The organism is Psychrosphaera sp. 1_MG-2023 (assembly GCF_030548245.1).
GTDB lineage: Bacteria > Pseudomonadota > Gammaproteobacteria > Enterobacterales > Alteromonadaceae > Psychrosphaera > Psychrosphaera algicola.
Genome location: NZ_JAUORW010000024.1, coordinates 31,757 through 58,649, shown reverse-complemented (window position 1 = coordinate 58,649; position 26,893 = coordinate 31,757). Strand labels below are relative to the sequence as shown.

Genomic DNA, 26,893 nt, shown 5'->3' with positions numbered 1-26,893 from the left:
AAGCCGTGCTCTTATGTCGCGGAGTGGACAATGATTGTCTTCGGCTAAATTTATTTTAATTTTAATTTTAATTTTAATTTTAAAAAGGTGCGAGATGGCCGGTAAGCCGTGCTTTTATGTCGCGGAGTGAACAATCATTTGTTCTTCATCTTTACTTTTATTTTGGGGAATGAGGTGCGAGATGGCCGATAAGCCGTGCTCTTATGTCGCGGAGTGGACAATGATTGTCTTCGGCTAAATTTATTTTAATTTTAATTTTAATTTTAAAAAGGTGCGAGATGGCCGATAAGCCGGGTTCTGTCGTGAACAATCATTCGTCTAGGCCTTAGATTGCTCTAAGGCTCAAGCTTTCTACCCGGTTCCAACGCGGGCCGCGCATTAACTTCTAAGAGTAGTGGAACCCTATTTGAAATTGCTCCGAGTGGAGTTTACCGTGCCACGAACTATTACTAGCCGCGCGGTGCGCTCTTACCGCACCCTTTCACCCTTACCTGTTCTGCCTAAGCAGTCATCGGCGGTTTGCTCTCTGTTGCACTGGTCGTAGGCTCGCGCCCCCCAGACGTTATCTGGCACTCTGCCCTATGGAGCCCGGACTTTCCTCCCCTTCATCCGTCTACCAAAACCCGAAGGTTGAGATACAACGATAAAGCGGCGATTGTCTAGCCATCTCGCGGCGCGGATTATAGGGGATCTGGATAGATAATGCGAGAAATTACGCGTTTATTCTTTGTCCTGCCAACTCAATGCCAGTTTATACAGGTCATTCTTTTTAAGGCCATGTAATTCCGCCGTAATACCAGCTGCCTTTTTAAGCGGCAGATCCTGCATAAGTCGACGCAGCAGAGCATCTGCTTCTGCCGACAGTCCTTGTTCTTCCTTATTTGGCGATATCATCACCACCATCTCACCTTGCAAACGGTCAGTGTCTTCATTAAGCCACTCAATGATTGACTGACATGACCCTTTACTAAAGGCTTCATAGTGTTTGGTTAATTCTTTAGCCAACACCACTTCGCGCTCGTCACCCAAGGTTGCTTGAATTGTAGCGAGTGTATCGAGAATACGACGCGGGCTTTCATAAAACACTGAAGTATAAATGGCTTGTTTATGAGCTTCGATTTCTGTGATCTTCGCTTGTTGTTTAACAGGTAAAAAACCACAAAACATAAATTTATCGGTCGGCAATCCCGCAGCGGATAAAGCGGTGATAACGGCACTCGGCCCTGGAATTGGCACGACAGCAACACCTTGTTCACGGGCAACATTGACTAAGTTGTAACCAGGGTCAGAAATAAGAGGCGTTCCGGCATCACTGATCAAAGCGATGTTTTCCCCTTCTTTAATTTTGTTCACTAACAACTGCGACTTTTGCTTTTCATTATGATCATGTAGCGGAAACATTTTTGTTTTCACCCCAAAGTGGGATAACAACTTGCCACTGTGTCGCGTATCTTCCGCTGCAATCAAGTCCACTTCATTTAAAGTGTCTAATGCGCGTTGCGTAATGTCGCTAAGATTACCGATTGGCGTTGCGACGATAAATAAAGTGCCGGTTTCTGTCATTTTCTGTACTTTATGATCATTGTTAATGAGACTTGTGGCTTGTATGATACCCCTTCATACAAGTTTCTAATACCTTTGATTTTGGTCGATATAGGATAAAAGCTTGTTTCATCTTGGTTGGGATAAAAATGACAGTTAGCACCGCAATGAAATTCATCACTTTTGTATTTTTAGTCGTCTTATTTTTAAACGGCTGTGGCTCCTCGCCTACGTCCGAAGCCAAGCGTGAAACTTTGCAAGAAGCTACAGTAGATAGTGACATTAGCACTCAGGATAAGCGCAGTAGCCAAGACTTTATACAAAAGGCCGATGCGTCCACTGGCAATGATGAACAGATGCGTGCAATGTACATTACAGCCTTAAAATATGCGATTGCAGAGCAACGAAGTGAAGAATATTTACTTGCAATAATTGAGCGGATCGACAGCACAAAATACAACTCAGTAGCCTTAGACATTACATTGGCAAATGGCTTATTGTTTGCAGCCCGTTATGACGAAACGCTAAATCAAGACGCAGAAGTTGTCATGAACCGCTTAAATCAAGGCAACGTACACCGTAAACATCAAGTCGCATTGTGGATCTTAAAAGCACAGTTGGAGTCGAATCAAAAACAACACATTCAAGTGGTTAAAACCGTTTTCCGTATTGAAGACCTGCACCAAAATCAATTAACTGAACAAGACAACATCCTACTGAATGACCTACTATGGCGTCATTTACTGCATGTATCCGGTGAAACTTTAACGCAATTTCAAAATGATTTTGGGCAATCCTCTGGTGGTTGGATCAGCCTTGCTAAAATTATTAAACAATATTTGTCCGACGCATACGAACTTCCCAGACAATTAGCAATTTGGCAACGTATGTTTCCACAACATGCCACTTCTAACTATTTTCCAACTGATATCAAAACGTTGTTAACCATTTCACCATTTACGCCAAATCATATTGCTTTATTACTGCCGCTTTCAGGAAAGTTACAGCGCCAAGCTGAAAGTATTCGAAATGGATTTATCGCCGCAATGGATTTAAATGCAAATACCGCTTTGACGATTATTGATACGGATAAATATGAATTGGCAGAAATTGAGCAAAAAATCTTAACTGCTAATGTCGACTTCATTGTTGGCCCTTTGGTAAAAGAAGATGTCGAAACAATTATGCATAGTGAGTTACTTGCGCACATTCCGAGCTTACATCTAAATGCACCTGACTTTACGCCGCTGTTACCGCAAAGAACCAATGCCTATTATTTTGCCCTAGCCCCGGAAGACGAAATTGAGCAAGCAATAGAGTTCTTTTTAGCGAACAAAATTAAACACCCAACACTTATCTATGCCGACAACTCTTTAGGCCGTCGATTGGCTTTGCACTTTAATCAATTGTGGCTGCAAGCCACTGAACGCGAAGCAGAGTCGATAGCATTTAAAAACAAATCTAAGTTGGGTGAAGCCGTCGAAGAATTACTCGACGTAAATTTAAGTAAAAAGCGAATTGCAGAAATGAAACGTTTATTTGGTACGGCTTTAGAAACAGCCTCTAGGTCTCGCACCGATATTGATGCCGTTTACATAATTGCCAATTCTCAACAAACACGGCTAATAAAACCGTTTTTTGATGTTAATGTCAGTGTATTTGGCGAAAAACTGCCTATTTTTGGCTCAAGCAGAAGTTACCTTGTAGATGAAAGTAAATCGCAAAAACGTGATTTAAACGACCTAACATTTACCGAAATGCCTTGGTTAATTAGAAACAAAGCGCGCTCATTGCACAATCTTTATGCCAAAGTAGGCGAACAACAAACACAACTCAAAAAGCTATTTGCGTTTGGCTTTGACGCGCAACGTCTCATCTTTGCCCTTAAACAACTCGAAACGCTAACAGACCAATCGTTTGATGGGTTAACAGGTCAACTTGCTATTACCAAAAACAACCGTATAAAACGGGATCTGGAGTGGTCTCGTTATCAACAAGGAAGAATAATTGCAGTGGCTAAAACGGACCAATAAGCGAAAGATTGGTGATGAAAAAGAGCATCGCGCAAAAGCCTATTTAGAGGCTCATGGATTAACCATTGTCACTCTAAATTATGCTTGTCGATTTGGTGAAATCGACATTATTTGTTTTGACCCTGTAAACGAAACCTTAGTCATGGTTGAAGTTCGGTATCGAAATACCGACAAATATGGTGGCGCCGCAGGTTCAGTCACAAAAAGCAAACAAGCAAAAATTAAAAAAGCCGCGCTTTTTTACCTCGCAACACGTAAACTAGATACCCGAGTCAGATTTGATGTCATCGCAATTGAACAACAACAGCTAAATTGGATCCAAAGTGCATTTTCATGAACGACAATAAAATCAAGCAGTTATACACTTCAAATATACAAAACTTTATTGCATCCGGTGAGCAAAATGCCGATAACTTAGCGTTATCTGCGGCCTTAGTTTCACAAACCTTGCTGTCGGGTAACAAGGTCTTAACCTGCGGCGATTCCGCAAGTAAAATGATCGCGCAACACTTTGCCGGTATTTTGGTTAACTATTTTGAAATTGAACGTCCTTGTTTACCCGCAATCGCACTAAATGACACCGTTCAGCATTGTGCAATTTCTTATAACGAACACGCCGATTTATTAGAAATTTACGCGCGCCAAATTAGAGCCATAGGCAACGAACAAGACATCTTGGTTATATTTTCTTTAAATAATCGGGAACCAATGATCAAATCTGCAATCGAAGCTGCATTAACCCGAGATATTAAAGTAGTTGCGTTTACATCGGATGACGGTGGTGAGATCGCCGGTTTGTTAGGAGAGAACGACATCGAAATCCGCCTTCCAACCAATAAACCAAGTCGAACCCTTGAAATACAACTGTTTACAATCCATGTATTAAGCGAGTTGATAGATGAAGTTATCTTCTCTATGTAATTGAATTTAGGTTATTGCACATTATGAAAAAAATTGTTTTTGTCATCCTTTCGACATTATTTTTACAGGCCTGTGTTGAAACCGCCATTGTGGCTGGTGCGATAACAGCCGTTAGCGCAGTGAACGATCCTAGAACGGTTGGCAAGCAAATTGACGACAGCACGATTGAAGTCAAAGCAATGTACAACATGGCGCAGGATGAAGGCCTAAGAAAACATACTAATATCAATGTGATTTCATATGATGGCATTGTTTTGGCTGTGGGTCAGTCACCAAACAAATTTCTAATAGATAAAGCCATTGCGATTCTCAACGAACTCGATGGTGTTAAGAAGGTCCATAACCAAATAAAACTTGGCACACCTGCGGATCTCTCTGCAAAAGCTAAAGATGCGTGGATCACTACGAAAGTAAAATCTGAGTTGCTTACCGACGAGCAGTTAGAAGGTCATAAAATCAAAGTGATCACTGAAAACAAAGAAGTCTTTCTAATGGGCTTAGTTAAACCAGAAGAGGCTACTAGAGCCGCACAAATTGCCGCCGAGATTTACGGCGTAGAACGCGTAGTTAAAGTTTTTTAGCCAGTGCAATTATGTCGCAGTAACGTGATAAGCGAATAAGATAATAGGATTAATATGTACAAGCAGATTTGTGTATTGTTAGTTGTCCTATTATCGATTTCAGTTGGTGTGAATTTCTATCTATTTAAAACACTACACTCACCGAGTACAAACGACGAACAACCATCACCTTTAACGCCAAATAACACAACGGCGACTAATATAGCCATAGAGCCCAAACTCACTGAGCAAGATAACAGTGACCTTGACGCTGCAATTAGAGCATTTTCTGAACATGATTTTGCACTCGCCATTGAAAAATATGACGACCTGATTAAATTAGAAGAACAGTCAGCACTTCAATTGAGACATAAATGGCGATTGAAAATAAAGTACTGGCTAGATAATAATGAACTAATACTCGCCAAGCAATTTCTACAGACAATATTGCATTACCAGCCTTTTGCCACAGATTTCTTAGAATTAGAAGCTTACCGACAGGAACTCAATGGCAACTTCATCGAAGCAATAGATCTGTATTATTTGATTTTGAGCGATACATTCGATCCCGCAGAACAAATCCGACTAACGGTTTTATTACATGCGACCATTCAGCAGTATCAAACATTGTTATCTAACGAACAACAATGGCAGGAAATAATCACCCTACTAGAACGGGCCATTTACGAAGAACCAGAACACCTTTCTTTTCAGCTCAATCTTGCTCAAACCTTAGTAAAACTAGGCCAATATGAACGAGCCAAAGTGTTGCTTGATGACATTATTGAGCAGCAAGAATACGAGATTTCGGCTAACGAACTGCTGGAACAAATCGAAAAATTGGAAATTGGTCAGCAGGCAATTCCCCTACAACAGGCGGGTAGTCATTATTTAGTTGCCGGCCAGTTTGGGCCGCAAAGCTCAGTCGCATTAATGATCGATACGGGAGCGAGTATGTCGGTCTTAACCCAACAACATTTTGATAACTTAGTGAATTGGCAATATCCGACTTACGTCCGAACCTCGGAATTTAATACCGCAGGTGGTCTGGTCGACGCACCAATATATCGGTTCGATAGATTCAGTATTGGTGGGTTTACCGTCAATGACATAGAGTTTGCAGTGATAAACATGCCAGAGTTTTCGAGAGGCTCAGGTTTATTAGGAATGAACTTTTTACAACATTTTGTATTTCAAATTGACCAGCAAGACAATCAACTTATCCTGCAACATCGTTAATACCGAACGCAGTACGCAACAGAATAATACTGCTACGTACTTAATGCCTTTGCAAACTTAGCCTACTCTTCTATTTTAATTTTAGTTGTTTTTGAAAAACCGCTAAAACGCCAGAATATTGCCATTAGTACTAATACAAGCAATATAAAAGAACTCGGCTCTGCAACATCGGTAATCGAACTATCCGCTGGAGACAAAGGATCGTAATTAAATTGACTAGCAGACTCTGTACGCCAGCTGTTAGCGATTAGTTGCCCCCATTGCGTTACTGAGCCAGTACCAATTACATTTGCCTGTGGCGCTAATATAGAGGCATATACGGTGCCATCCATTTCTATGTATGTAGCATCAACAAAGTTATATAGAACATCAACATCTGAACGCCCATCTAAACTCGAATCACTATAATTAAGATGAAGACCATTAATGTATTGTCCGCCCCAGCTAATATCAGCGTCAGCGCCAGTAATATTGAGTACAACCTGACCACTGAAAATACCACTTATCGCTATTTCAGTGACATTAAGTAAATCGGCAGCATCAAATGAAAAATAGTGAATGTCGTTGTTGCCAGTGCCGGCCGCTGCGGTTAATTCCAACTTACTAGACCAGGGTTTATTTACCGTACCAGTAGCAGAGTTCTCTGTTAGGGCTGTAGACAAATCAATTAGATGCTCAAATGCATCACCATATTGCGCAGCCGTTGTTAGCAGCGCAGGTGGCGTTGGGATATTAAGTTCATCTAACATCTGACCAAAATAATTTTGTTGGCCACTCGTATTCGTGATTTCGCCGCCAATTGCGCTATGCCCCTGAACATCACCAGTTGAGTACTCATACGTCTCTTTAATAAAAACGGTGTACTCTTCAGCGGCACCCAGGTCAATCATCCCAGCACTTGCAATGTGGGAAAATAATAAACCTATAACAATCACTAAAACTTTCATTTGACGACCATCTTCCTATTTAAAGTTAACACTGATACCAATTTTCATGGTGGATAATAATGTAACTAAACAATAAATGACAGCGCTGTCTAAATAAATAGGGATTATCCCTACAGCGGGAGAGATGGGACTCAGTAGTAATTCAAATTTGTGGAAATTGGTTTTTGGTCGAGTAACTAATTACATCAGCAAGTATGCGTTATTGGAGTTCGATGTATGCGTGTTTGAGTGCATCGAATTCGATAGAAGTGTAAATAAGATTTAGTTAACTATATTTAGGGGGTTGTAAGGTATCGCGAATGAGAAAGAAGGGTGGAGGAAGTTAAAAATAAATTATCGCGGCCCAAGATTCGGTCCGCGACAATTACCAATAAACGCTAAATTATGCGTTTACAGCGTCTTTGATCGCTTTACCGGCTTTGAAAGCAGGAACTTTAGCAGCAGCGATTTGAATAGTTTCGCCAGTTTGAGGGTTACGACCGCTACGAGCTGCACGCTCATTTACTTTAAAAGTACCGAAACCAACTAGAGATACATCACCGCCGTCAGCAAGTTCACCAGTTACTGTAGAAATAAAGCTATTTAGCGCACGTTCCGCATCAGCTTTAGTCATATCTGCACTTTGTGCCATTTTTTCGATCAATTCACTTTTGTTCATTATTTTATCCTATTGTTAAGACTTTCAGTATCCTAGGGACTTAAAAAATAAAATTCAACACTTTCATCCCCTAATTAACGAAAATGTCACAGCATCGCTAAATAAACAACAAAAACTTGTTATAAAACGACCAATTCACCATTATTTGGGGCCTGCCGAGGAAAATTAACCTACTTTTAAAAGTTTTGCTAGTAGCAAAGTCAAAAGTCTTGAAAATTGTCACAAACCTATCCCCGTCAACAACGAATGTTAAATATTGTATTGAGTCATTAAACTTTGCAACCTTTGTTTTTCTTTATTCGAACTCAATTCGTATCTTTTAATTTGACGATTCGCCAACGTCTTTTTGTCATTTAGCAACAAAATTTCGATGTAATTAACAAAAATAGTTTCGTCTATGTTGTTCTTCATCGCTTCCATTGCATTGGCAAGTAACTCCTCCGCTCGATCGAACTCTTTTTTCTTAACAGCGACCGACGCCAAAGTGTCCATTACACTGGCATTAGTAGGTTGGATCTCTAACGCTTTAGTTGCGTATTCTTCTGCGAGCTTCAAGTCACCTTGCTGCAGTACCAAGTAGGCTAGGTTATTTAAGGCAACAAAGTTGCTGTCGTTTAATGCTACCGCCTTTTTATAGGTAGGAATCGCGCTCGATTGCGAAACAGATAATTGTAAACCTGCCAGTATCATTAAATTAATCTGATCCTTAGGTACCGCTTCAACATGAGCCGTTAAAAAATCGATTGCAGCAGACTTGTCGGCGGTATTCATAATCGCTTTCATCATTAGCGTTGCGTTTTCGGAGGTTGGTCGTGCTTTGTACGCAATTTCTAAGTTCGTTTTGGCGGCTTTATACTTTTTGTCCACAAACTGTAGCTGGCCTAATAGTCCTTTGGTATAAGGTCTTTGAAGCTCGCTTTTAGGTAATAAGTCATAAGCAGCTGCGGCTTCGTCATAATCTTCGTTTGTTATTAACAACTGAATATGGAAAAGGTCAATTTTGATGTCTTCACCACCCAGCTCATTTTTAAAACGAGTTGTTAATTCAAGTGCTTTTTTGTGATCACCTCGCATTTGAAGAACTCGTGCCATTCCAAAGATCGCAACTGAATTATTTGGTTCCTTTTCAAACCACTTACGATATATTTCCACGGCCTTTTCAAAGTTATCATTTTTCACATAAGCGTTAGCAAGCGACTGCCAATAATCCGCTGGGGTATCCGTTTTTATCGACTCAAATAATGCGATAGCTTTGTCATTTTCGCCTTCAAGCAAATACATTTTGCCCAACACATTGATGATTTGAGGCGCATTATTATTTTTAATCCGTAAACTCTCTAAATGCGAAATCATTTTAATTGGCTGTTTAAGAACTTTAGCTAACACATAGCGTTTTAAAACTGCAGGGATAAAGTTAGGAAATTTAGCAATCATCTTGTCAACTTCAACCAACACAGCAAACTGCTCATCCTGGCTCGTTGTAGGCATGAGATTAATGACAGCCAATTGTGGTGACGGTTCCGTTGGTCTTATTTTTTGAGCTTGAAGATAACTTGCGGTAGCTTGTTCTTTCTCATTTTTACTTACTGCAATCGCCGCCATTAACATATGTCCATCAAACTTCATGGCGTCTTGCTGCAACCATTCCTGTGCAATTTTGCTTGCTTCCTCAAATTTCCCAGACCGTAAATAACTATTTGATAATACCTGTTGAACAATGACTTTTTGATTCTCATCATTCGTTAAATTAGGCAGTGAATTTTCTAAATCTAGAATCCCCGACACATCATTTAGCGACAATTTCACCAGACCAAATTGAGTTAAGGTTTCCCCTTCCAATTTATTCTCTTCGTTACGCATAATAAGCTGGCTAGCTTTCTTTTTTTCACCCGATTGACTCAAAGCTCCAGCAATTGACGACAATAAAATTGCATCACGTTCGTCCAATTCAACAAAGCGTTTAACCGTATCGTTGGCCTCAAGTGCATAGCCTAATTCTAACTGTGACTTAGCTAATAACCTTAACGCTTGGTGATTTTCCGGTAAGGCACTTGCGATAAGATTTAAGTGTTGATAAACCTCTTCAAACTTTCTAAGTTCAAATGCAGCTGCACCGGCAACAAGTCGTGTTGGTATGTCTTCAGGAGAAGACATAATGGATATGTTGGCAAAATGTAATGCTTGTTCAAAATCTTTTTGATGGAATCGAACAAGTGCTTTTATTTGGTTAAGGTAAGGCTGATTTGCATTGATAGTCAGTAATTCATCAACTACTTCTTCTGCTTTTTCATACTTTTTGTAATCAACATAAAGTTGCGCAAGTAAAAAGTGATATTCGTATTCAAGCGGAGCAACGTCACGATATTTAGCGAGAAACTCGATACCAGCTTCAGCATCACCTTGTTTTAACGATTCTAATGCGGTTAATAATAGGGCTTCTGGATGTTCTGGTGATTTGTCTAAGACGGCTTTTAATTGAATTAACGCAGCATCATCTTGTTTTTTTAACTTATATTCCAAATAAGAAGTCAGTGATTTATATTCAGAGTTCGTTTTAATCTGCTTGATTTCATTGATGATACTTTGGGCTTTTTCTTCTTGTTGCCCTTGGATATAAGCTTTTGCTTGATAGTATCTAATTTTAACTAAGTCACTTTTTTTAATGCCTTTAGATTTTAGGTCAAGCTTTAACAGTTGTGAGTCTGCCCCCATTTTACGGTAGGCCTCTGCAACCAATGGCACGACTTCATCTGCGGAATAACTTAATTCAAGAGCTCGTTCGAGTTCTTTCTGTGCAAAAGCCCAATCACCACGTTCGAGATACAGCTTACCCAATAAAAATCGCGCTTCTGCATTTTGCGGTTCAATTCGCAAAACGTTCTTTAGCTGAATCATAGCGGTTTCGGTACTACCCTCAGAAAGTGCAGTTTGCGCTTCCTGCATATATTCTGTCGCCGATTTTTCGCCACATCCTTGGATTGCTAATACCGAACAAAAAACCATTGCAATTGTTCTTTTTCTAAACATGTTATGACTTCCTTTAATTTAGACAAGTAACTAAAATATCAGGCATTGCCACAGCTTGGAACTGTTTAGACGAAAAACTATTATCAATTGTTAAATAAACTTAATTATTTTGTTTTTAATCAAATTTAAATTTTACTTCTATACTTGATCCCAACACCTATCGTTTACGTAATAAAAGAATGTTTTAGTTTTACGTATTCTGGAGATCAACATTAATATTCTACGCTGCGCCGTATTCCCACTTTCGGTTTATCTTTTACCCGGTGGCATTACTAAGTTGAAAATATTTGAACAACGTTACATACGCATGGTTAAAGAATCGATGCAAAGTGGATTTGTTCTCAGTCTGTATAAACCAGATTTAGTCCACGAAAGCTCGCCATGGGGTGTACATGTCAGCATCGTTGACTTTGAGATGTTACCGGATGGCTTACTTGGCATTGTAATTAAAGCAAACAACTTAGTAGAACTGACCAACATGGAACTCGAACATGATGGTTTGCGGTGCGCAACAATCAGTGTTTTGGAGCATTGGCCCGAACGAGATGAGGATCAATATAGTCAACGACTCGCGGCGCAATTACAACAACTTATGACGCAAAATAAACAATATGGCTCGCTTTACCAAAATGCGTTATTTGACGCAGCGCCACAATGGCACAATCCCGTTTGGGTGAATCAACGTTGGCTCGAAATTTTACCAATTTCTTATCAACACCGTGCCAAGTTTATTCAATCATCAACTTTTGACGTCGCTCAAAACTTTATACAAACCATGGTCTTAGGGTTACAAAATTCGCCTACCATAAAAATATGAGCTATTGTGATCCAAATCATTTTAACCGCCGTACAACTGACTAATCGAAAATCGTTGAGTAACTATTGTGAACACAATGAACCGACATCAAGAACAGTCAGCTTTAATCGGCCAGAACAGGGCGATTATGGATAAAGACGATACATCGCAATTACAAGGCTGGATGCTGGCAGTTGCCGACAAACGTTGTAAGCAAAGTTTTGCCAACCTATTTTATTGGTTCAGTGGCAAGGTGCAACGCATGGCCAGTCGCCAAGTGCATAATGACGCCTTAGCGGCGGAAATAATGCAAGAGGCTATGACTCAAATCTGGCGAAAAGCCCATTTGTATCACGCTGACAAAGGTGCAGTGACAACTTGGGTTTATACTATTGCGAGAAATTTGTGCTTTGACCACTTACGGAAAAAGCAAACTCAATGTGAACAAAATATCTCTGACGATTTATGGCCTATTCACGAAGAGGTCGTGGTCGAAAGTGATGTATTTACTGATCATTTGTTCGATAAAAAACTCCTTCAGAAAGTAGAAAGTTTGCCTGAGAAACAAAAGCAAATTGTACAAGGTGTCTTTTTTCAAGAGTTTTCACAAGAGCAACTTGCCCGGCATTTGGACATTCCGCTTGGCACAGTTAAATCGAGACTTCGACTCGCCCTTTCACGTTTAAAACAAGAGTTTGGAGAACAAAATGATTAATCATCACCCTTCACTCGATATTTTACAGTCTTATGTCAAAGCGGAATTACCCGCATCTATTACTGTTGCGGTTTCATTGCACGTTGATATGTGTGCCACTTGTAAAGCGATTGTAGACGCAAAAACAGCTGAGGTCGCAGATGTAGAATTAGCAACTCAAGACTATGTCACCGATGGTGAATTTGAAACCCAAATGCCATCTGGAACAGAACCTGAACTTGATTTAGAAAATATGCTCAATGCAATTACTCAGGATGACTCACTTGCACGTATGGAACCTACTGCTCAGAAATTTTTTGAAGCCGGTAATAAAACACTACCAATACCAAGAGCATTATCAAACATCAATTTTGGTGATTGGTTAAACCTTGGCAAGCTTAGTCGCAGCAGAATGGAGATACCAGACGGGAATCTACGCAGCAGCATGTTGTACATAGGGGCCGGTGGTGAAGTACCACACCATACCCATAATGGTTTTGAAATAACGTTAATTTTAGACGGCAGCTTTACCGACGAAATGGGAAGTTACGGCGTCGGAGATTTTATGTGGCTCAATGGCGAGCATAAGCATCAACCTGAAACAGTCGAAGGCTGTTTATGTTACACAGTTGTCAGTGATTCATTGCACTTTAGTCATGGCGTGAGCCGACTGCTGAATCCCATTGGCAGATTAATCTATTAAGCTCAGTTAGGAGAGAATTGATGTCGACAGACAAAATTAAAATTGGCATAAGCGCATGTTTAACTGGGCAGGAAGTTCGGTTCGACAAAAGCCATAAACGTTCTACATTTTGCATGGACGCACTATCTGAGTTTGTAGAATATCAGGCATTTTGCCCAGAAGTCGCCGTTGGATTACCGGTACCTCGCCCAACCATTAGGCAGATCCGCCACGAAGACATGATCAAAGTCAGTCGACCAGATGGCACTATGGATGTAACGGATGCGTTAACTGAGTATGGGAAAAAAGTTGCTGAACAAACCGACCATCTTTCAGGCTTTATCTTTTGCGCCAAAAGCCCGAGTTGCGGTATGGAACGGGTAAAAGTTTATTCAGCAGACGGTAAAGGTTCAGACTCATCTGGTATTGGTATGTTTGCAAAACAAATCATGCTCAATAATCCTAATTTACCGTGTGAAGAAAACGGTCGCCTTAATGACGCGGCATTACGTGAAAACTTTGTCATGCGCGTCTTTGTTTATCGTCAATGGCAGGAACTCAAGGCGGCAAAAGTAACTAAACATGCCCTAACCGAATTTCATGCAAAGCATAAATATCTGCTCATGACTCATCACATAGCGACCTATAAAAAGTTGGGGAACAAATTGGGCACTAGCACCTTGCCGCTTGAAGAACTAGCAGAGCAGTACATCGCAGACTTAATGGCCGCATTAAGTAAAAATGCAACGCGTAAAGGGCACTGTAATACATTGATGCACCTATTGGGTTACTTCAAAAAGTTCTTAACAGCGAGTCAAAAGCAAGAAATGCTAGAAAACATAGATGGTTACAGTAAAGGACTTGTTCCTCTGTTTGCGCCATTAACTTTGTTTAGCCACTATTTAAAAGAATACCCTAACGACTATCTATCGAAGCAAAGTTATTTTTCACCTTACCCTTTGCAATTACGTCTGCGATACGGGTACTAAACATCGATGAATAATCATTCAATTATTTGGTTCCGCAATGACTTACGTGTAGATGATAATCCCGCCCTCCAAAACGCATTAAGCGCCAATACTAAATTGGCGCTGTTTTTTAATTGCGAACCACAGTGGCGAAAACACCAGATGGCGGAAGTTAAAATTAACTTTATTCATCGCCACGTTCAGCTATTAAAAGCACAATTAGCGCAGTTAGGTATCGAACTCCTTGTTATCGATACCACCGATTTTAATGAACAACACACTAGCCTTGCGAAATTGTGTGAACAACACGATATCACCACGGTATACGCGAACTCTGAGTTAGAACTCAATGAGCAAGTTCGCGACAACAAGATCATCAAAAGTGGCATTAACTTACACCTTACTGAAGCCGATACGATAGTTCCCAAAGGGATCATCAAAAATAAACAAGGTGAGATGTATCGAGTTTTTTCAGCTTACCGGCGCATTTGGTTAGAACAAGTTCAAATGACTGGGTTTTCTCACTTTCCCCTTGAGAATCATCTCACTCAAGTTAACGACGCTTCCGACCAAAATCAGCTCTCAAGCAAATGGCCACTTGCAAACGAAGTTGAACAAACGGTTTTACCCAAGTTCTTTCAAACTAAATTAGCAAATTACAAGGTGGACAGAGACATCCCTGGTGTAAAAGGGACGTCTGGACTATCGCCTTATTTAGCCATCGGTGCGATAAGTGCCCGTAGCGTTTTAAAACGATTAATGTATAAACACCCAGACATTTTGTACTCACCCGACAGTGCCGAATTTAGTTGGTTAAATGAGTTGATTTGGCGAGATTTTTATCGCCATCTACTGTTCCATTTTCCAGACTTAATTAAGGGCCGGAGTTTTAATGCCAAATACGATCAGCTTCAGTGGCCACCTACCGAAACCTATTTCCAATTATGGCGAGATGCTAAAACAGGCTTCCCTATAATCGACGCTGCGATGCGACAACTGCAACAAACCGGTTGGATGCACAATCGTCTAAGAATGATTGTAGCGAGTTTTCTTACCAAAAACTTACTCGTAAATTGGAGATTAGGTGAAGCTTATTTTATGCAGCAATTAATCGATGGCGACTTTGCGGCAAATAACGGTGGTTGGCAATGGTCTGCTGGCACAGGTTGTGACGCTCAACCGTATTTTCGAGTTTTTAATCCGCAGTCTCAAAGTAAAAAGTTTGATCCGTCTGGCAAGTTCATACGTACATATCTACCAGAGTTAAGAGATGTGCCAGACAAATACATCCATGCCCCTTTTGAATATCTTATCCAACAGGGTCAAGCGGATAAATACTGGCCTGAAATTGTCGACTTAAAATCGAGTCGCGTAAACGCAATAGAATTTTATGGTATGAAATAATGTCTAAGCAGCCAGATAAACCGCTATGGTTAAGCCAATTCATCGAAGTTTATTCACAACTTTCGGTTGAAAACGTCCATCATATAATTGATGTCTACCACGAAGATATTAAATTTAGTGACCCTGCACATCAGCTTTCGGGTATGTCGCAACTGCTTAAATATTTTGATCAACTTTATAGCAATGTTACGGAATGCACTTTCGTTATAGACGAAGTGTTTTTTCAAGATAAAAACGCCGCTGTATATTGGACAATGACCTATCGTCACAGACGTCTTAACAGCCACAAGCCAATAACCGTAACTGGTCACAGTAAACTTGTTGGCGAAAAAGACAGAGTCACTCACCACAAAGACTATCTCGATTTAGGCCAAATGGTGTATGAACATGTGCCTTTAATTGGCCTCGTCATAAAAAAACTCAAAAATAAGTTATCGTCATGAGTGAGGCTAAAATTGCTCTGGTAACCGGAGCTACTTCTGGCATAGGTGCAGAAATTGCCAAAAACCTCGCAAACTCTTATCAAGTGTATGGTTGCGGCCGGAATGTAGATAGACTAAATACTCTGACTAAATCGAGTAAAAATATCTACCCGCTGCAGTTTGACGTCACCAACAAGCCAGAGATCGAAGAGGCCTCTAAAGCAATTTTTGATTTAGATTTAATTGTCCTAAACGCAGGCGACTGCGAATACATCGACGACACCATCAATTTTGATGACAAATTGTTTGAACGGATCATTAAAACCAATTTAATTTCCATTGGATATTGCCTCAATCTTTGGCTCCCAAGATTGAAACCTGGCGGTCACATCGTTTTTATCGGCTCGAGTGTCACCTATTTTCCCTTCGCCAAAGCAGAAGCCTACGGCGCTTCAAAGGCGGGTATCAATTATTTAGCCAATTCAATGAGACAATCTCTAGCGCCAAAAGGTTATACCGTTACATTGGTCGAACCCGGTTTTGTCAAAACCCCTTTGACCGATAAAAACACTTTTGACATGCCATTTTTAATGACCGCCAAGGAAGCCAGTGACGCCATTGTTAAAGGAATTTCGAAAAAGAAAAATCGAATACGCTTTCCACTTATGCTTATTTTGACCCTCAAATTTCTTTCCCTTTTGCCTGTTAAGTGGCAGACATTGTTAACTGTAAAGGACGTTTAAATGAAAAACATCGCAGTAATCGGTACTGGCGTATCTGGCTTAGTTAGTGCTCACCTTTTATCTAAACGTCACAATGTCACTGTCTTCGAAAAAAATGACTACATTGGCGGGCATACTGCTACTGTTGAAGTGAATTTAGACGGCAAATCCTATGATATTGACACTGGGTTTATCGTATTTAATGACCGTACTTACCCAAACTTTCAAAAACTACTTGGTCAAATAAGCATAGACGAACAAGAAACTGAGATGAGTTTTAGTGTATTAAATACACTTACAGGTTTGGAATATAATGGGCACAATTTAAATTCCCTATTTGCCCAGCGCAAAAATATTTTTAGCCTGACCTTTTGGCGTTTGCTACGTTCGATTGTACGTTTTAACAAAACATGCAAATCCTTATATACGGAAGGGGCAATTGACCCAAACCTAACACTTGGACAGTTTTTAAAAGATCAGAGGTTTAATGATTTTTTTGCTCAACATTACATTTTGCCAATGGGCGCAGCGATTTGGTCCACCAGCCTAACTCAAATGCGGGACTTCCCGTTGCAGTTTTTTATTCAGTTTTTCTACAATCACGGCTTACTTAATATTAGTGATCGGCCCCAGTGGTATGTCATTCCGGGTGGCTCAAAAAATTATATTCCTAATTTAATAAAACCCTTTGCCGACAACATCATTTTAAACTCAGACATCGCCAAAGTTATTCAAGATGAGACAGGCCCGATCATCGAGTTTTCAAACGGTGACCAACAACAATTTGATGAAGTCATTTTAGCCTGTCACTCAGATCAAGCACTTGCCCTATTAGATAATCCAACCGCCCAGCAACAAGATATATTGGGTGATATCGAATATTCACAAAATGAAGTCATATTACATACCGATACCAATTTATTACCCAAACACAAACTCGCTTGGGCCAGCTGGAATTATCAACTCGACGACAATCGAGATCAACCCGCTGCGGTGACCTACAATATGAATATTTTAATGGGATTGAAAAACACACCACACACGTTTTGTGTCACCTTAAATCAATCTCAAAACATTCAACCTGACAAAGTATTAAAGAAATTTATTTACCATCACCCCATCTTTAACAACAAAAGTTTTAAAGCACAAAAACGCCGAGAAGAAATATGTGGAACCAATAAAATTCACTTTGCGGGTGCTTATTGGTACAACGGATTTCATGAAGACGGCGTTAAAAGTGCACTTGATGTAACCGCAAGGTTTGGTCTCTACCTATGAGCAAACAGCTCAACAGCGGCTTATATGTTGGACAAATAAGACACCGCCGTTTTAGCCCTAAACAACATGAATTCAGTTATGGCCTGTTCATGGTTGCCATTGATGTTGATGAAATCCCACAATTAACGCAACAGTCTCGATTATTTGGCACAAACTGGTGGTCACCACTAAGATTTAAGCAATCGGATTACATGAAAAATAAAAGTGATCCAACTGATTTAAAAAAACGTATTAAAGACAAAGCGCTGGAATTAGGCGAAAGCCGAGAAATTGACAAAATAATACTTGTTGCTCAATGTCGTTGTTTTGGTTTGTATTTCAGCCCAGTAAATTTTTATTTTTGCTATAGCCAAAATAAGTGCGTGGTGATGATAGCTGAGGTTTCTAATACACCTTGGAATCAGACTCACTATTATTTAGTTAACTTAGACGTGGTTGGTGGGAGTACCAATAAAAAGGACTTCCATGTGTCACCATTTATGCCAATAGACATGACTTATCACTGGCGGGTGAGCCCTCCAAAAAGCAAGTTACTTGTGCATATTGAAAACCACAAAACTGACAAAGTATTCGACGCAACATTGACCCTTAAAAAGACAGTGTTAAACCGCCGAAATCTGTTAAAAGTGCTGTTTAAGCATCCCTTAATGACATTCAAAATCGTATTAGGGATTTATTGGCAAGCGGCTAAATTATTTGCGAAACGTATACCGTTTATCGCAAACCCAAAACCTTGAGGAAACTATGGAAAACATTAGAATCCAGTCGGATAATGAAATAAAACATTCGTGGTTTGAGAAGCGTTGTCGCCAGCTTGTTTTTAAGCAGTTTGAAAAACTGACAGACGCCGGTCTAACGATAAAAGAAGGCTCTAACGAACAGTATTTTGGCGATTTAAGCTCCGAACTGCAAAGCCAGATCATTATCCACGACAGTAGCACATTTGTTGACATGGTTAAGGGCGGTAGTATCGGCGCCGCAGAAGCCTATTTAGATGGCAAGTGGTCAAGCAATAATCTAGTCACCTTAATCCGCGTATTTGCTCGATTCCAAGCAATATTGGATAAACTTGAAAACAGTAAGTCTGTATTGTCGAAAATCGCAGATTGGCTCATGCATCGCAGTAATCGAAACTCAATGTTCCAAGCCAAAAAAAATATCATGGCCCATTATGATCTTGGTAACGATTTATACGAGCAATTTTTAGATGACAATATGGTGTATTCGTCGGCTATATTCAGCGACCCAGACCAATCTTTGGAACAAGCGCAAATAAACAAGTTTGAACTCATTTGCCAAAGGCTCGACCTAAAGCCTGGCGAATCCCTACTTGAAATCGGTACAGGTTGGGGAGGCCTAGCAATATACGCCGCTCAACACTATGGCGTTCATGTCACAACAACAACCATTTCTGACCAGCAATTTGATTACGCCAATAACCGAGTTAACGAGCTTGGCCTTAGTAGCAAGATCACTTTACTGAAAGAAGATTATCGCTTACTCACTGGAACGTATGACAAGGTCGTTTCAATTGAAATGATTGAAGCTGTGGGCAAAGAGTATTTTGCAACGTATTTCAAAAAGCTTAATTCTTTATTGAAACCAGACGGGAAGTTACTGCTTCAAGCCATTACCATTGCCGATCAGCGATTTGAATATTACGCAAACAATGTTGATTTTATTCAAAAATACATATTCCCTGGTGGTTGTTTGCCTTCTGTTACTGTGATGAACCAGCACCTTACCAAATATACCGAAATGGTGCCTATTACTCTGGCTGATATTGGTATCGATTACGCAAAAACGCTAAACCATTGGCGAGAACGTTTCCAAAGCAATTGGTCACATATAAATGAACTTGGTTACGACGAGAAGTTTAAACGCCTTTGGGATTATTACCTGTGTTATTGCGAGGGCGCTTTTTTAGAGCGTCGAGTAAGCACTGTCCATCTCGTCGCACAAAAATCCGTTTAGTCGAAAATAATGACGGCTATTGGTTCAACTTAAATTATCCGATAGCCCCATTCCCCATGTTGTTCCTAACAAATAACTGCATTTAAAGGTATTTTTCATAACGTATAGGGCAAAAACTTATACTGACAAATAGAAAAAACTGCTTTAGTCTAAATTTTACGCATTGGCATGAAATAACAGACTAATAATAAAATGAACATTCAAATTAGCGTGATCTTAACTTGCTTGCTCCTGTCTGCTTGCAGCGGTGGCAGCGATGGCGAAAGTAAAAAACAGGTTGATACCACACCAGACATTACAGACGGTGAAATTTCTCAAATTGTTATCAACGAAGCCGCTTCCCAAAACTCTTTATACGACGATGCAGACGGTGATTCCCCTGATTGGATCGAGTTATATAATGGCTCAGATGAAACGGTATCACTCGCTAATTGGTCACTTACAGACGATGTTGACGAGCCATCAAAATGGTCATTTCCAGCAATGGCTATTTCTCCCAAAAGCTATCTATTGGTTTGGGCGTCTGACAAAGATCGCCAATTTTCTGGGCAATACCGAACATTTGTAACCACTGAACACGATGTTACCTACCTCACGCCAAAATCGGCTGTTGCAAGTGATTGGCCAGAACTTAACTTTGACACTGCAGGTTGGTCAACGGGAAAATCAGGTCTTGGTTATGGCGATAATGATGACACAACTATAGTAGAAGCTGGAGTGCGCTCGATATTCGCTCGCTTTACCTTTAACCTCGATAACACCACAGCAATTGAACAATTATTTTTAGACATAGATTATGACGACGCATTTGTTGCGTACTTAAACGGCAAAGAAATCGCTCGTAATAATATTGGCGGATTGTTGCCAAGCTACAATACCCCCGCAACCGCTTCACATGAAGCTGTTATCTACTCTGGCGGTTCCCCTGAAAGATTTGATGTAAGCGCATTCATTGATGAACTGATAATCGGCGACAATGTGTTAGCAATTCAAGTCCATAACCACGGAGAATCGTCGAGTGATATGTCAATGCGTCCGTATTTAACGGGTCATATCAACAACGGCGAATTGCCTTTTACAAGTGGTGTAACGCCACCTGCGCTATTAAAGCTGACAGATAATGAACTGCATAGTAATTTTAAACTATCAAGTACCGACCCTGAAACCTTGTATTTAATTGATGACACTGGGGAGTTAGTTCATTCACTGTTAGTGGGTCGGCACTCACTTAATGGCTCAGTAGGAATAAATGACGAGGGTGAGTCAGTTTATTTTAAAGAGGCAACACCGGAACAAGAAAATTCGAGCACCTCGTTTTTAGGGGCCGTAATCAATGAACCAATTTATTCACATCAAGGCGGACTTGTTGATGACCTCAGTTTAATTATTAGTGGCGCTGAGACTGGGCAAGAAATTCGATATACGACGGATCACAGCGTGCCGACAGAAACCTCGCCACTCTATACCGGGCCAATAAATATCGACGCCGACACGGTTATTCGAGCAGCCATATTTGCACCCAATGCAATCCCTTCACCCACTTCGACACGCGTATTTTTACCTAATAAAGATCATGTTTTACCTATAATTTCTTTGGTCACTGAAGATAAAAATTTATGGGATCACCATAACGGAATGTATGTTTCAGGTCCCAATGCCAATAGTATCTTGCCATTTTTCAATTCAAATTTTTGGCAAGACTGGGAAAAACCTATGCATTTTTCCATGTACGGTCGTGATAACAATTTATTGGTTGAAATTGATTTAGGAGCCAAAATATTTGGAGGCTGGAGTCGCGCGAACGAACAACGTTCATTTTCACTCTTTGCTCGCGGGCGTTATGGTGAAAAAGAAATTGAAGGTACGTTTTTTGATGATCTACCCTACGATAAATTTCAAAGTTTAGTCCTTCGAAATTCGGGCCAGGATTGGCTAAAAACCATGTTTAAGGACATTGCGACAACTCGGCTAATGGCAGGCTCAAGTATCGATGTTCAAGCCGCTCAACCCAGCCTTGTTTATCTAAACGGAGCTTTCTGGGGACTATACAACTTACGGGAAAAAGTGAACGAACACTTTTTGGCGAGCAAACATGACCTAAACCCCGACCAAATCGATATTGTTGAAGCCAACGGCGTACTGGTTCATGGCGACAATAGAGACTTTAAAAACTTAATGGCATTTGTGGCTTCGAATAACTTAAACAATGACGACAATTACGCATATGTAGACAGTAAAATTGATATCGACAATTTTATGCGTTATCAAATTGCACAAATTTATTTCGACAACCACGATTGGCCTGGAAATAATATTAAAATGTGGCGTCCCAAAAACGGCAAGTGGCATTGGATTTTATATGACACAGATTTTTCGTTTAATAACTTCCCCAGTTGGCATGAGCAAAACTCATTTGATTCGTTAAGTTTTGCCACTACCGAATATGGTCCTGATTGGCCAAATCCACCTTGGTCCACATTACTACTGCGTTCGCTATTGACCAATGAAAGCTTTAAACATCGTTTTATTAATCAATTTTCAGATGACTTAAATAGTCGATTTGAACCCACCGCGGTTTCTCAACATATCGCCAATTTAGCTGCCCATATTGAGTCTGAAATTCCGGCGCAATTTCAACGTTGGACAGGCAGTAGTAGCACGCAACCGTGGCACAGCGAGGTTGCAATAATGCAAGAATTTGCCATGCTTCGCCCGGGATATATGCGCACACATATAAAAAACTATTTTGCACTAAATCAAGACTATGCACTCACCATAGACAATAATTTGCCGAACAAGGCCATGATTCAATTGAATTCAATCGAGTTAAATGACGCTTCATGGCAAGGTCGATATTTCTCTTCCATACCTATTCAATTTGAAGCTAAGCCACAAGATAGCGTAGTCTTTTCTCATTGGTTAGTTAACGGACAAAAAATGGAAGGCGCTAAAGTGCAGATTACCCTTAGTTCAAATACGAGTGTAGAAGCCGTATTTGTAGAGCCATAAGCCTGTGGGAGCTCGTAGTTTTTCTCTCGATTTGAATATATTAAATTCGTTTAACCAGCATGGGTTAGATGATCTTAAAAATGCAAAATTAATGAATCGGGTCGACAGTAAGTTTTTGTTACCTATGGCCCAATTGCCTTTATTGTTAAAAGACTTAAAGCCCCATTGCAGCTTGTTAAATATAAATGGCAACTTACTTGCTCAATATGAAAACGTCTATTACGACACGCCAGAATTTGATTTTTATCATCAGCACCACAACGGTAAACTTAATCGCGTTAAAGTTCGACGACGCTGTTATGCCGATCATGATTTAGCTTTTTTTGAACTTAAAATTAAATCTAATAAATCACGCACCGAAAAAACCAGAATTAAAATTGTCGCCGACAATGAAGCTAAGCAGTTTACAACCTTTACGACGCAGCAGTGCTTGCAGAAATTTGGGGCATTAATCGATGTTCAAAATTGCAATTACCAACGGTTAAGTTTGGCAAACGAACAGCTTGGTGAGCGGGTGACAATAGACTTAAATACTGAGTTTACAGACTTACAAACCAACAACACAATCACCCTTGACCGGGTTTGTATTGTCGAATTAAAGCAACAAAAATTAAACCTAAGCTCACCACTTTATCGAGTCTTAAAACACAACGGGTTGCGACCCAGCTCGTTTAGCAAATATTGTTTGGGGACGGCATTACTGCGACCAAATGAGATTAAATCTAATTTATTTAAACCTACCCTTTTGGCGTTAAAACGCCGCCACGGAGTTATTAATGAACCTAACGTTTGAACTTCTTAATACCGATTTTTTAACACGATTCGCAATTAATTTTGTTAGTCTAATCGTTTTATTACGAGGCATTTATTATCGAAACGATGCCCAAAGTGAATCTAGTTCTGGCTTTTTAGTCTTTGGTAATGGGGTATTTTTTGTCACCGCCCTGCTTCACGATGTCGAGATGTCCATGGGGTTCGCTTTTGGTCTATTTGCCGTTTTCTCCATGTTACGCTATCGAACCGAAACATTGTCAGTGCGTGATATGACCTACCTTTTTGTTTTAATTGCAATTTCATTACTTTCTTCGGTAAGTTCGCTAAGTATGATGGAACTTACTGGGGTCAATGCGGCTCTATGTATCATTACACGATTTAGTGAAACGTCTTTATTTACTAAAACCATCGAACACAAACTGGTTCGTTATGAAAATATTGCGTTAATTAAGCCTAGCGAAAGTCAGCAACTTTATGCTGATTTAGAGCAACGACTTGGCGTGGAAGTGACCAACGTTGAAATCGGTGATGTCGATTTTTTAAGGGACAGTGCCTTATTAAAAGTGTTTTATCGTCGTCCCGTGAACCCCATAGAATGAAGTGATGATATATGTTTTATAAACCTTTTAATTTATCAATCGTTAACAATACTGCCCAAGCTGCATTTGCTTTATCGGTATTGACGCTCTTTACATTACCCGCTGCAACAGCCGCCGAATCAATTGTTGAAAACGAGGCCGAACAAAAACCGGCTTTAGAGATATCAGGCAAGGTTATGGTTGATGTTCGTCAAGCAGATGATTTGTTTCTCGACGATGATTTTGAAGATGCATTACTGCGGCGCTTAGACTTAACCGCTGAATATACATTTTCTGAACTTTGGAGTGCCGAACTCCAAGTCGCCTACGACCAATTAGAAGAGAAAATAGAAGTCAAAGACGCCAGTATTAAAAGCAAATATTTTTCTGCCTTTAACGTTACGGTAGGTCAATTTAAAGAGCCTATGGGTTTAGAATATCTAACAAGCTCAACAAAAGTTGGGGCCATGGAACGGTCGATGGCAACCAATACTTTTGCTCCTAAACGCAATGCCGGGATCATGCTTAGCGATAACCAAAAGCGCTATACGTGGGCTGTCGGTGTATTTAATAACTCCGAATACATTGATTTTAAACAAACAGCGATAACCGCTCGGGCGACATATAACAAAAAGTTTCTTTTGCCATTCAGTCAAACCGATAAGTTCAGATTGCATCTTGGTCTTTCTGCCACCAGCCGCAATCAAGATCCAGATGACTCAATTCGAATTAACGAAGACTTAGAGCTTTATGGATCTAATTCAATTATAGAAAGTGAAAAAATCGACGCGACTGACCAATCTACCACCGGACTTGAATTTGCGTTTATAGCTGAAAGAGTTGTTTTGCAAGGCGAATATTTTAACCAAAAAGTCACTGCCGCCCCAGACTCGTCAGACTTAAACAGTCAATACGATGGTTTCTACACACAAATGACCTACACCTTAACCGGTGAAGAAATGGACTACAAAAATGGCAAACTCGGAGGCATAAAACCAGAATCGGATTATGGTGCTTTAAGTTTAGTGGTTCGATATGGTGAGCTAAATGCGCGGGATAATTACGATGGTACTGAAGCGACATCGCTTTATTACGGTTTAAACTACACCTATAGCAAACATCTTAGAGCCCAGCTTGGTTATCAACAAGCCGATATATCAGGTAAAAACGCTTTGCTCATTAATCAAGGTTCCGCGACCTCTTTGAGGTTACAGTATTCATTTTAAATAAAGGTTCCTTACCCTGTATAATAAAAAACGGTCACCTTTGGTGACCGTTTTTTATTGATGGCATAACGTACTCACGTCATCAACCGTATTGAAAATTGTTAATTATTTTGGTGCCCGAGTAATGGTAACCGCACCGTCAATATGGACGTCACGTTGTGGAAACGCAATAACAATGTTCTTTTCTTCAAATAACTCGCTTATCCTGAACCTGATGCGACTTCGAGCCATTCTCAGTCCTCCTTCAACACTTGAGTTAATCCAAAAATTAACGTCAAATATTAGCGCGTTATCGCCAAAATCCTCAAACGTAACAATCGGTTTTGGATCTTGCAATACTTCCTGCTGCTCATCTGTCGCCTGTTGAATTAACGCCGCAACTTGTTTTGGATCTGAGCCATAGGCTACCCCAATTCGTACAGTAGAACGGACTAACCGGTCTACTAACGTCCAGTTAACCACGGTATTTTCCAGCAGTTTACTGTTTGGTATTAGCATATGAACCCCGTCCACTCGTCGTATACGAGTTGACCCCGTATTGATCTCTTCAACCACACCTTTAACTTCTTCAACTTCTAAAAAGTCGCCTATTCTTATTGGCTTTTCCCACATCAAAATCCAACCACTGATGAAGTTGTTAATGATGTTTTGGGCTCCAAAACCAAAACCGATGGCAATGGCACCCGAAAGAAATGCAAACGCAGTTATCGGCACATTTAAAATGTCTAAAATGGTGATAACCAAAATCGCTATCGCAACAACATAAAACAATCGTTGCATCAAGTGAATGACATTAGGGTCGGTGTGTTTTGACGCCAAATTTTGACTAACACGTCGAACTAACATCTTAGTTAGCTTTAGACCCAAAACAATCAATATCGGTATCATAAGCAGCCCACCAAAGGTGATGGGTTGCTCCGACACAGTAAATATTGTTGTCCCTAATACATCTCTAATCGAACTAAATGTTTGCTGAAAATCCATAACTTACACTTTTATTTCGTCGTTAGTTTGAGAATTAATAAACACTTTTGATGGGTCCACCAAAAATCGCTTACCTATTGCTTCACGGCCAAACAACATTAAGTAGTTCATGTCAGAGCGGTCAGTCAACGATATTTCAATCATCCACTGCTCGTCACCTAACTCACATAAAGTTTCAATGACGTAACGTTGCTCTGCTTCACCGTTTGATGATTTCACTTTGCGAATATCACAAATAGGTGCAATACAACTGACGACCTTGTCAACATTATGGACGTCAGGATGAATATCAAACTTGACTAAAGGCTTGCCTTTTTTAACTACTTTTTGAATATTATCAACATGTAACGATGACGTTTTAGCGCCAGTATCCACTCGTACTTGTAAATCACCTATCGCCAAATCTGGCAATGCTATCGATTCTAAACGCCCTATGATTTTTTTGTTATTCATCA

General features: G+C 40.2%; 25 protein-coding genes and 1 other RNA gene. 19 read left to right on the top strand and 7 right to left on the bottom strand.

Translation table 11 applies throughout. The annotated features are described in order from the left end of the window. Positions 1–270 precede the first annotated feature (270 nt). Both rnpB and rsmI read right to left on the bottom strand, forming a co-directional pair. An RNA gene (gene rnpB / locus Q4575_RS18040) (RNase P RNA component class A) lies at positions 271–671 on the bottom strand. Between the two features lie 49 nt (positions 672–720). After that, the gene (gene rsmI / locus Q4575_RS18035) at positions 721–1,563 is read right to left on the bottom strand and encodes a 16S rRNA (cytidine(1402)-2'-O)-methyltransferase (protein WP_303523735.1); all 843 of its coding nucleotides are present in this window, start codon (positions 1,561–1,563) and stop codon (positions 721–723) included. Positions 1,564–1,691: 128 nt separating this feature from the next. Between rsmI and Q4575_RS18030 the strand changes: the two genes are divergently transcribed. The 5 genes from Q4575_RS18030 to Q4575_RS18010 are packed head-to-tail and all read left to right on the top strand — an operon-like array spanning position 1,692 to position 6,295. Then, positions 1,692–3,575 (top strand): penicillin-binding protein activator, encoded by a 1,884-nt coding sequence (locus tag Q4575_RS18030; RefSeq protein ID WP_303523734.1) that lies wholly within the window; start codon positions 1,692–1,694, stop codon positions 3,573–3,575. Further along, on the top strand, positions 3,550–3,912 hold the full coding sequence (locus Q4575_RS18025; protein WP_215964206.1) for a YraN family protein: 363 nt from the start codon (positions 3,550–3,552) through the stop codon (positions 3,910–3,912). The genes Q4575_RS18030 and Q4575_RS18025 overlap by 26 nt, the downstream gene beginning before the upstream one ends. Beyond that, the gene (locus Q4575_RS18020) at positions 3,909–4,496 is read left to right on the top strand and encodes an SIS domain-containing protein (protein WP_215964207.1); all 588 of its coding nucleotides are present in this window, start codon (positions 3,909–3,911) and stop codon (positions 4,494–4,496) included. Before Q4575_RS18025 ends, Q4575_RS18020 begins: the two co-directional genes overlap by 4 nt. Before the next feature lie 23 nt (positions 4,497–4,519). Beyond that, positions 4,520–5,077 (top strand): division/outer membrane stress-associated lipid-binding lipoprotein, encoded by a 558-nt coding sequence (gene dolP / locus Q4575_RS18015; protein ID WP_215964208.1) that lies wholly within the window; start codon positions 4,520–4,522, stop codon positions 5,075–5,077. A gap of 54 nt (positions 5,078–5,131) precedes the next feature. Then, entirely contained in the window at positions 5,132–6,295 is a 1,164-nt protein-coding gene (locus Q4575_RS18010) for a retroviral-like aspartic protease family protein (RefSeq protein WP_303523733.1), read from the top strand. Between the two features lie 62 nt (positions 6,296–6,357). Here Q4575_RS18010 and Q4575_RS18005 read toward each other — a convergent pair whose 3' ends face one another. From Q4575_RS18005 to prsT, 3 genes are all read right to left on the bottom strand, one after another. Beyond that, positions 6,358–7,242, bottom strand: a complete 885-nt coding sequence (locus tag Q4575_RS18005; RefSeq protein WP_303523732.1) for a choice-of-anchor A family protein — start codon at positions 7,240–7,242, stop codon at positions 6,358–6,360. A gap of 382 nt (positions 7,243–7,624) precedes the next feature. Beyond that, positions 7,625–7,900, bottom strand: coding sequence for an HU family DNA-binding protein (locus Q4575_RS18000; protein WP_215964211.1), 276 nt, complete (start codon positions 7,898–7,900; stop codon positions 7,625–7,627). Positions 7,901–8,149: 249 nt separating this feature from the next. Continuing rightward, positions 8,150–10,927 carry an XrtA/PEP-CTERM system TPR-repeat protein PrsT gene (gene prsT / locus Q4575_RS17995; protein ID WP_303523731.1) on the bottom strand — a complete coding sequence of 926 codons (2,778 nt, stop codon included), beginning with the start codon at positions 10,925–10,927 and terminating at the stop codon, positions 8,150–8,152. A gap of 196 nt (positions 10,928–11,123) precedes the next feature. Between prsT and Q4575_RS17990 the strand changes: the two genes are divergently transcribed. The 14 genes from Q4575_RS17990 (at position 11,124) to Q4575_RS17925 (ending at position 25,454) form a co-directional block, all read left to right on the top strand. Next, positions 11,124–11,744, top strand: a complete 621-nt coding sequence (locus tag Q4575_RS17990) for an LON peptidase substrate-binding domain-containing protein (RefSeq protein ID WP_215964274.1) — start codon at positions 11,124–11,126, stop codon at positions 11,742–11,744. A 76-nt stretch (positions 11,745–11,820) separates the two neighbouring features. After that, positions 11,821–12,438, top strand: coding sequence for a sigma-70 family RNA polymerase sigma factor (locus Q4575_RS17985; protein WP_272180734.1), 618 nt, complete (start codon positions 11,821–11,823; stop codon positions 12,436–12,438). After that, entirely contained in the window at positions 12,431–13,120 is a 690-nt protein-coding gene (locus Q4575_RS17980; RefSeq protein WP_272180735.1) for a ChrR family anti-sigma-E factor, read from the top strand. Before Q4575_RS17985 ends, Q4575_RS17980 begins: the two co-directional genes overlap by 8 nt. 20 nt (positions 13,121–13,140) lie before the next feature. Continuing rightward, positions 13,141–14,088: a DUF523 and DUF1722 domain-containing protein gene (locus tag Q4575_RS17975; protein ID WP_215964215.1), complete on the top strand. Its 948-nt coding sequence runs from the start codon at positions 13,141–13,143 to the stop codon at positions 14,086–14,088. Positions 14,089–14,094: 6 nt separating this feature from the next. Continuing rightward, a complete protein-coding gene (locus Q4575_RS17970; protein ID WP_303523730.1) occupies positions 14,095–15,471 on the top strand; it encodes a deoxyribodipyrimidine photo-lyase in 1,377 nt (458 codons plus the stop codon). Continuing rightward, positions 15,471–15,914, top strand: a complete 444-nt coding sequence (locus tag Q4575_RS17965) for a nuclear transport factor 2 family protein (RefSeq protein WP_215964217.1) — start codon at positions 15,471–15,473, stop codon at positions 15,912–15,914. Before Q4575_RS17970 ends, Q4575_RS17965 begins: the two co-directional genes overlap by 1 nt. Further along, on the top strand, positions 15,911–16,636 hold the full coding sequence (locus Q4575_RS17960; RefSeq protein ID WP_303523729.1) for an SDR family NAD(P)-dependent oxidoreductase: 726 nt from the start codon (positions 15,911–15,913) through the stop codon (positions 16,634–16,636). Before Q4575_RS17965 ends, Q4575_RS17960 begins: the two co-directional genes overlap by 4 nt. Then, a complete protein-coding gene (locus Q4575_RS17955) occupies positions 16,637–17,893 on the top strand; it encodes an NAD(P)/FAD-dependent oxidoreductase (RefSeq protein ID WP_303523728.1) in 1,257 nt (418 codons plus the stop codon). Then, positions 17,890–18,630 (top strand): DUF1365 domain-containing protein, encoded by a 741-nt coding sequence (locus Q4575_RS17950; RefSeq protein ID WP_215964220.1) that lies wholly within the window; start codon positions 17,890–17,892, stop codon positions 18,628–18,630. Before Q4575_RS17955 ends, Q4575_RS17950 begins: the two co-directional genes overlap by 4 nt. A 7-nt stretch (positions 18,631–18,637) precedes the next feature. Continuing rightward, positions 18,638–19,867, top strand: a complete 1,230-nt coding sequence (locus tag Q4575_RS17945) for a cyclopropane-fatty-acyl-phospholipid synthase family protein (RefSeq protein WP_303523727.1) — start codon at positions 18,638–18,640, stop codon at positions 19,865–19,867. 192 nt (positions 19,868–20,059) lie between these two features. Continuing rightward, on the top strand, positions 20,060–22,876 hold the full coding sequence (locus tag Q4575_RS17940; protein WP_303523726.1) for a CotH kinase family protein: 2,817 nt from the start codon (positions 20,060–20,062) through the stop codon (positions 22,874–22,876). A 31-nt stretch (positions 22,877–22,907) separates the two neighbouring features. Beyond that, positions 22,908–23,669 carry a polyphosphate polymerase domain-containing protein gene (locus tag Q4575_RS17935; protein WP_215964223.1) on the top strand — a complete coding sequence of 254 codons (762 nt, stop codon included), beginning with the start codon at positions 22,908–22,910 and terminating at the stop codon, positions 23,667–23,669. Beyond that, on the top strand, positions 23,653–24,249 hold the full coding sequence (locus Q4575_RS17930) for a DUF4956 domain-containing protein (RefSeq protein WP_215964224.1): 597 nt from the start codon (positions 23,653–23,655) through the stop codon (positions 24,247–24,249). Before Q4575_RS17935 ends, Q4575_RS17930 begins: the two co-directional genes overlap by 17 nt. Before the next feature lie 11 nt (positions 24,250–24,260). Beyond that, a complete protein-coding gene (locus Q4575_RS17925) occupies positions 24,261–25,454 on the top strand; it encodes an OprO/OprP family phosphate-selective porin (RefSeq protein WP_303523725.1) in 1,194 nt (397 codons plus the stop codon). A gap of 105 nt (positions 25,455–25,559) precedes the next feature. Here the strand turns inward: Q4575_RS17925 and Q4575_RS17920 are convergent, their stop codons facing one another. Together Q4575_RS17920 and Q4575_RS17915 are read right to left on the bottom strand one after the other, a co-directional pair. Further along, on the bottom strand, positions 25,560–26,438 hold the full coding sequence (locus Q4575_RS17920) for a mechanosensitive ion channel family protein (RefSeq protein ID WP_303523724.1): 879 nt from the start codon (positions 26,436–26,438) through the stop codon (positions 25,560–25,562). Between the two features lie 3 nt (positions 26,439–26,441). Continuing rightward, positions 26,442–26,891, bottom strand: a complete 450-nt coding sequence (locus tag Q4575_RS17915) for a RimK/LysX family protein (RefSeq protein ID WP_215964227.1) — start codon at positions 26,889–26,891, stop codon at positions 26,442–26,444. Between the last annotated feature and the right edge of the window lie 2 nt (positions 26,892–26,893).

Coding starts and splice junctions, on each gene's coding strand:
- Q4575_RS18005 (WP_303523732.1), bottom strand. CDS start 7,242: ATGAAAGTTTTAGTGATTGTTATAGGTTTATTATTTTCCCACATTGCA.
- Q4575_RS18010 (WP_303523733.1), top strand. CDS start 5,132: ATGTACAAGCAGATTTGTGTATTGTTAGTTGTCCTATTATCGATTTCA.
- Q4575_RS18030 (WP_303523734.1), top strand. CDS start 1,692: ATGACAGTTAGCACCGCAATGAAATTCATCACTTTTGTATTTTTAGTC.
- Q4575_RS17965 (WP_215964217.1), top strand. CDS start 15,471: ATGTCTAAGCAGCCAGATAAACCGCTATGGTTAAGCCAATTCATCGAA.
- Q4575_RS17980 (WP_272180735.1), top strand. CDS start 12,431: ATGATTAATCATCACCCTTCACTCGATATTTTACAGTCTTATGTCAAA.
- Q4575_RS17970 (WP_303523730.1), top strand. CDS start 14,095: ATGAATAATCATTCAATTATTTGGTTCCGCAATGACTTACGTGTAGAT.
- Q4575_RS17950 (WP_215964220.1), top strand. CDS start 17,890: ATGAGCAAACAGCTCAACAGCGGCTTATATGTTGGACAAATAAGACAC.
- Q4575_RS17930 (WP_215964224.1), top strand. CDS start 23,653: ATGAACCTAACGTTTGAACTTCTTAATACCGATTTTTTAACACGATTC.
- dolP (WP_215964208.1), top strand. CDS start 4,520: ATGAAAAAAATTGTTTTTGTCATCCTTTCGACATTATTTTTACAGGCC.
- Q4575_RS17940 (WP_303523726.1), top strand. CDS start 20,060: ATGAACATTCAAATTAGCGTGATCTTAACTTGCTTGCTCCTGTCTGCT.
- Q4575_RS17975 (WP_215964215.1), top strand. CDS start 13,141: ATGTCGACAGACAAAATTAAAATTGGCATAAGCGCATGTTTAACTGGG.
- Q4575_RS18000 (WP_215964211.1), bottom strand. CDS start 7,900: ATGAACAAAAGTGAATTGATCGAAAAAATGGCACAAAGTGCAGATATG.
- Q4575_RS17960 (WP_303523729.1), top strand. CDS start 15,911: ATGAGTGAGGCTAAAATTGCTCTGGTAACCGGAGCTACTTCTGGCATA.
- Q4575_RS17945 (WP_303523727.1), top strand. CDS start 18,638: ATGGAAAACATTAGAATCCAGTCGGATAATGAAATAAAACATTCGTGG.
- Q4575_RS17955 (WP_303523728.1), top strand. CDS start 16,637: ATGAAAAACATCGCAGTAATCGGTACTGGCGTATCTGGCTTAGTTAGT.
- Q4575_RS17985 (WP_272180734.1), top strand. CDS start 11,821: ATGAACCGACATCAAGAACAGTCAGCTTTAATCGGCCAGAACAGGGCG.
- Q4575_RS17915 (WP_215964227.1), bottom strand. CDS start 26,891: ATGAATAACAAAAAAATCATAGGGCGTTTAGAATCGATAGCATTGCCA.
- prsT (WP_303523731.1), bottom strand. CDS start 10,927: ATGTTTAGAAAAAGAACAATTGCAATGGTTTTTTGTTCGGTATTAGCA.
- Q4575_RS18020 (WP_215964207.1), top strand. CDS start 3,909: ATGAACGACAATAAAATCAAGCAGTTATACACTTCAAATATACAAAAC.
- Q4575_RS17920 (WP_303523724.1), bottom strand. CDS start 26,438: ATGGATTTTCAGCAAACATTTAGTTCGATTAGAGATGTATTAGGGACA.
- rsmI (WP_303523735.1), bottom strand. CDS start 1,563: ATGACAGAAACCGGCACTTTATTTATCGTCGCAACGCCAATCGGTAAT.
- Q4575_RS17925 (WP_303523725.1), top strand. CDS start 24,261: ATGTTTTATAAACCTTTTAATTTATCAATCGTTAACAATACTGCCCAA.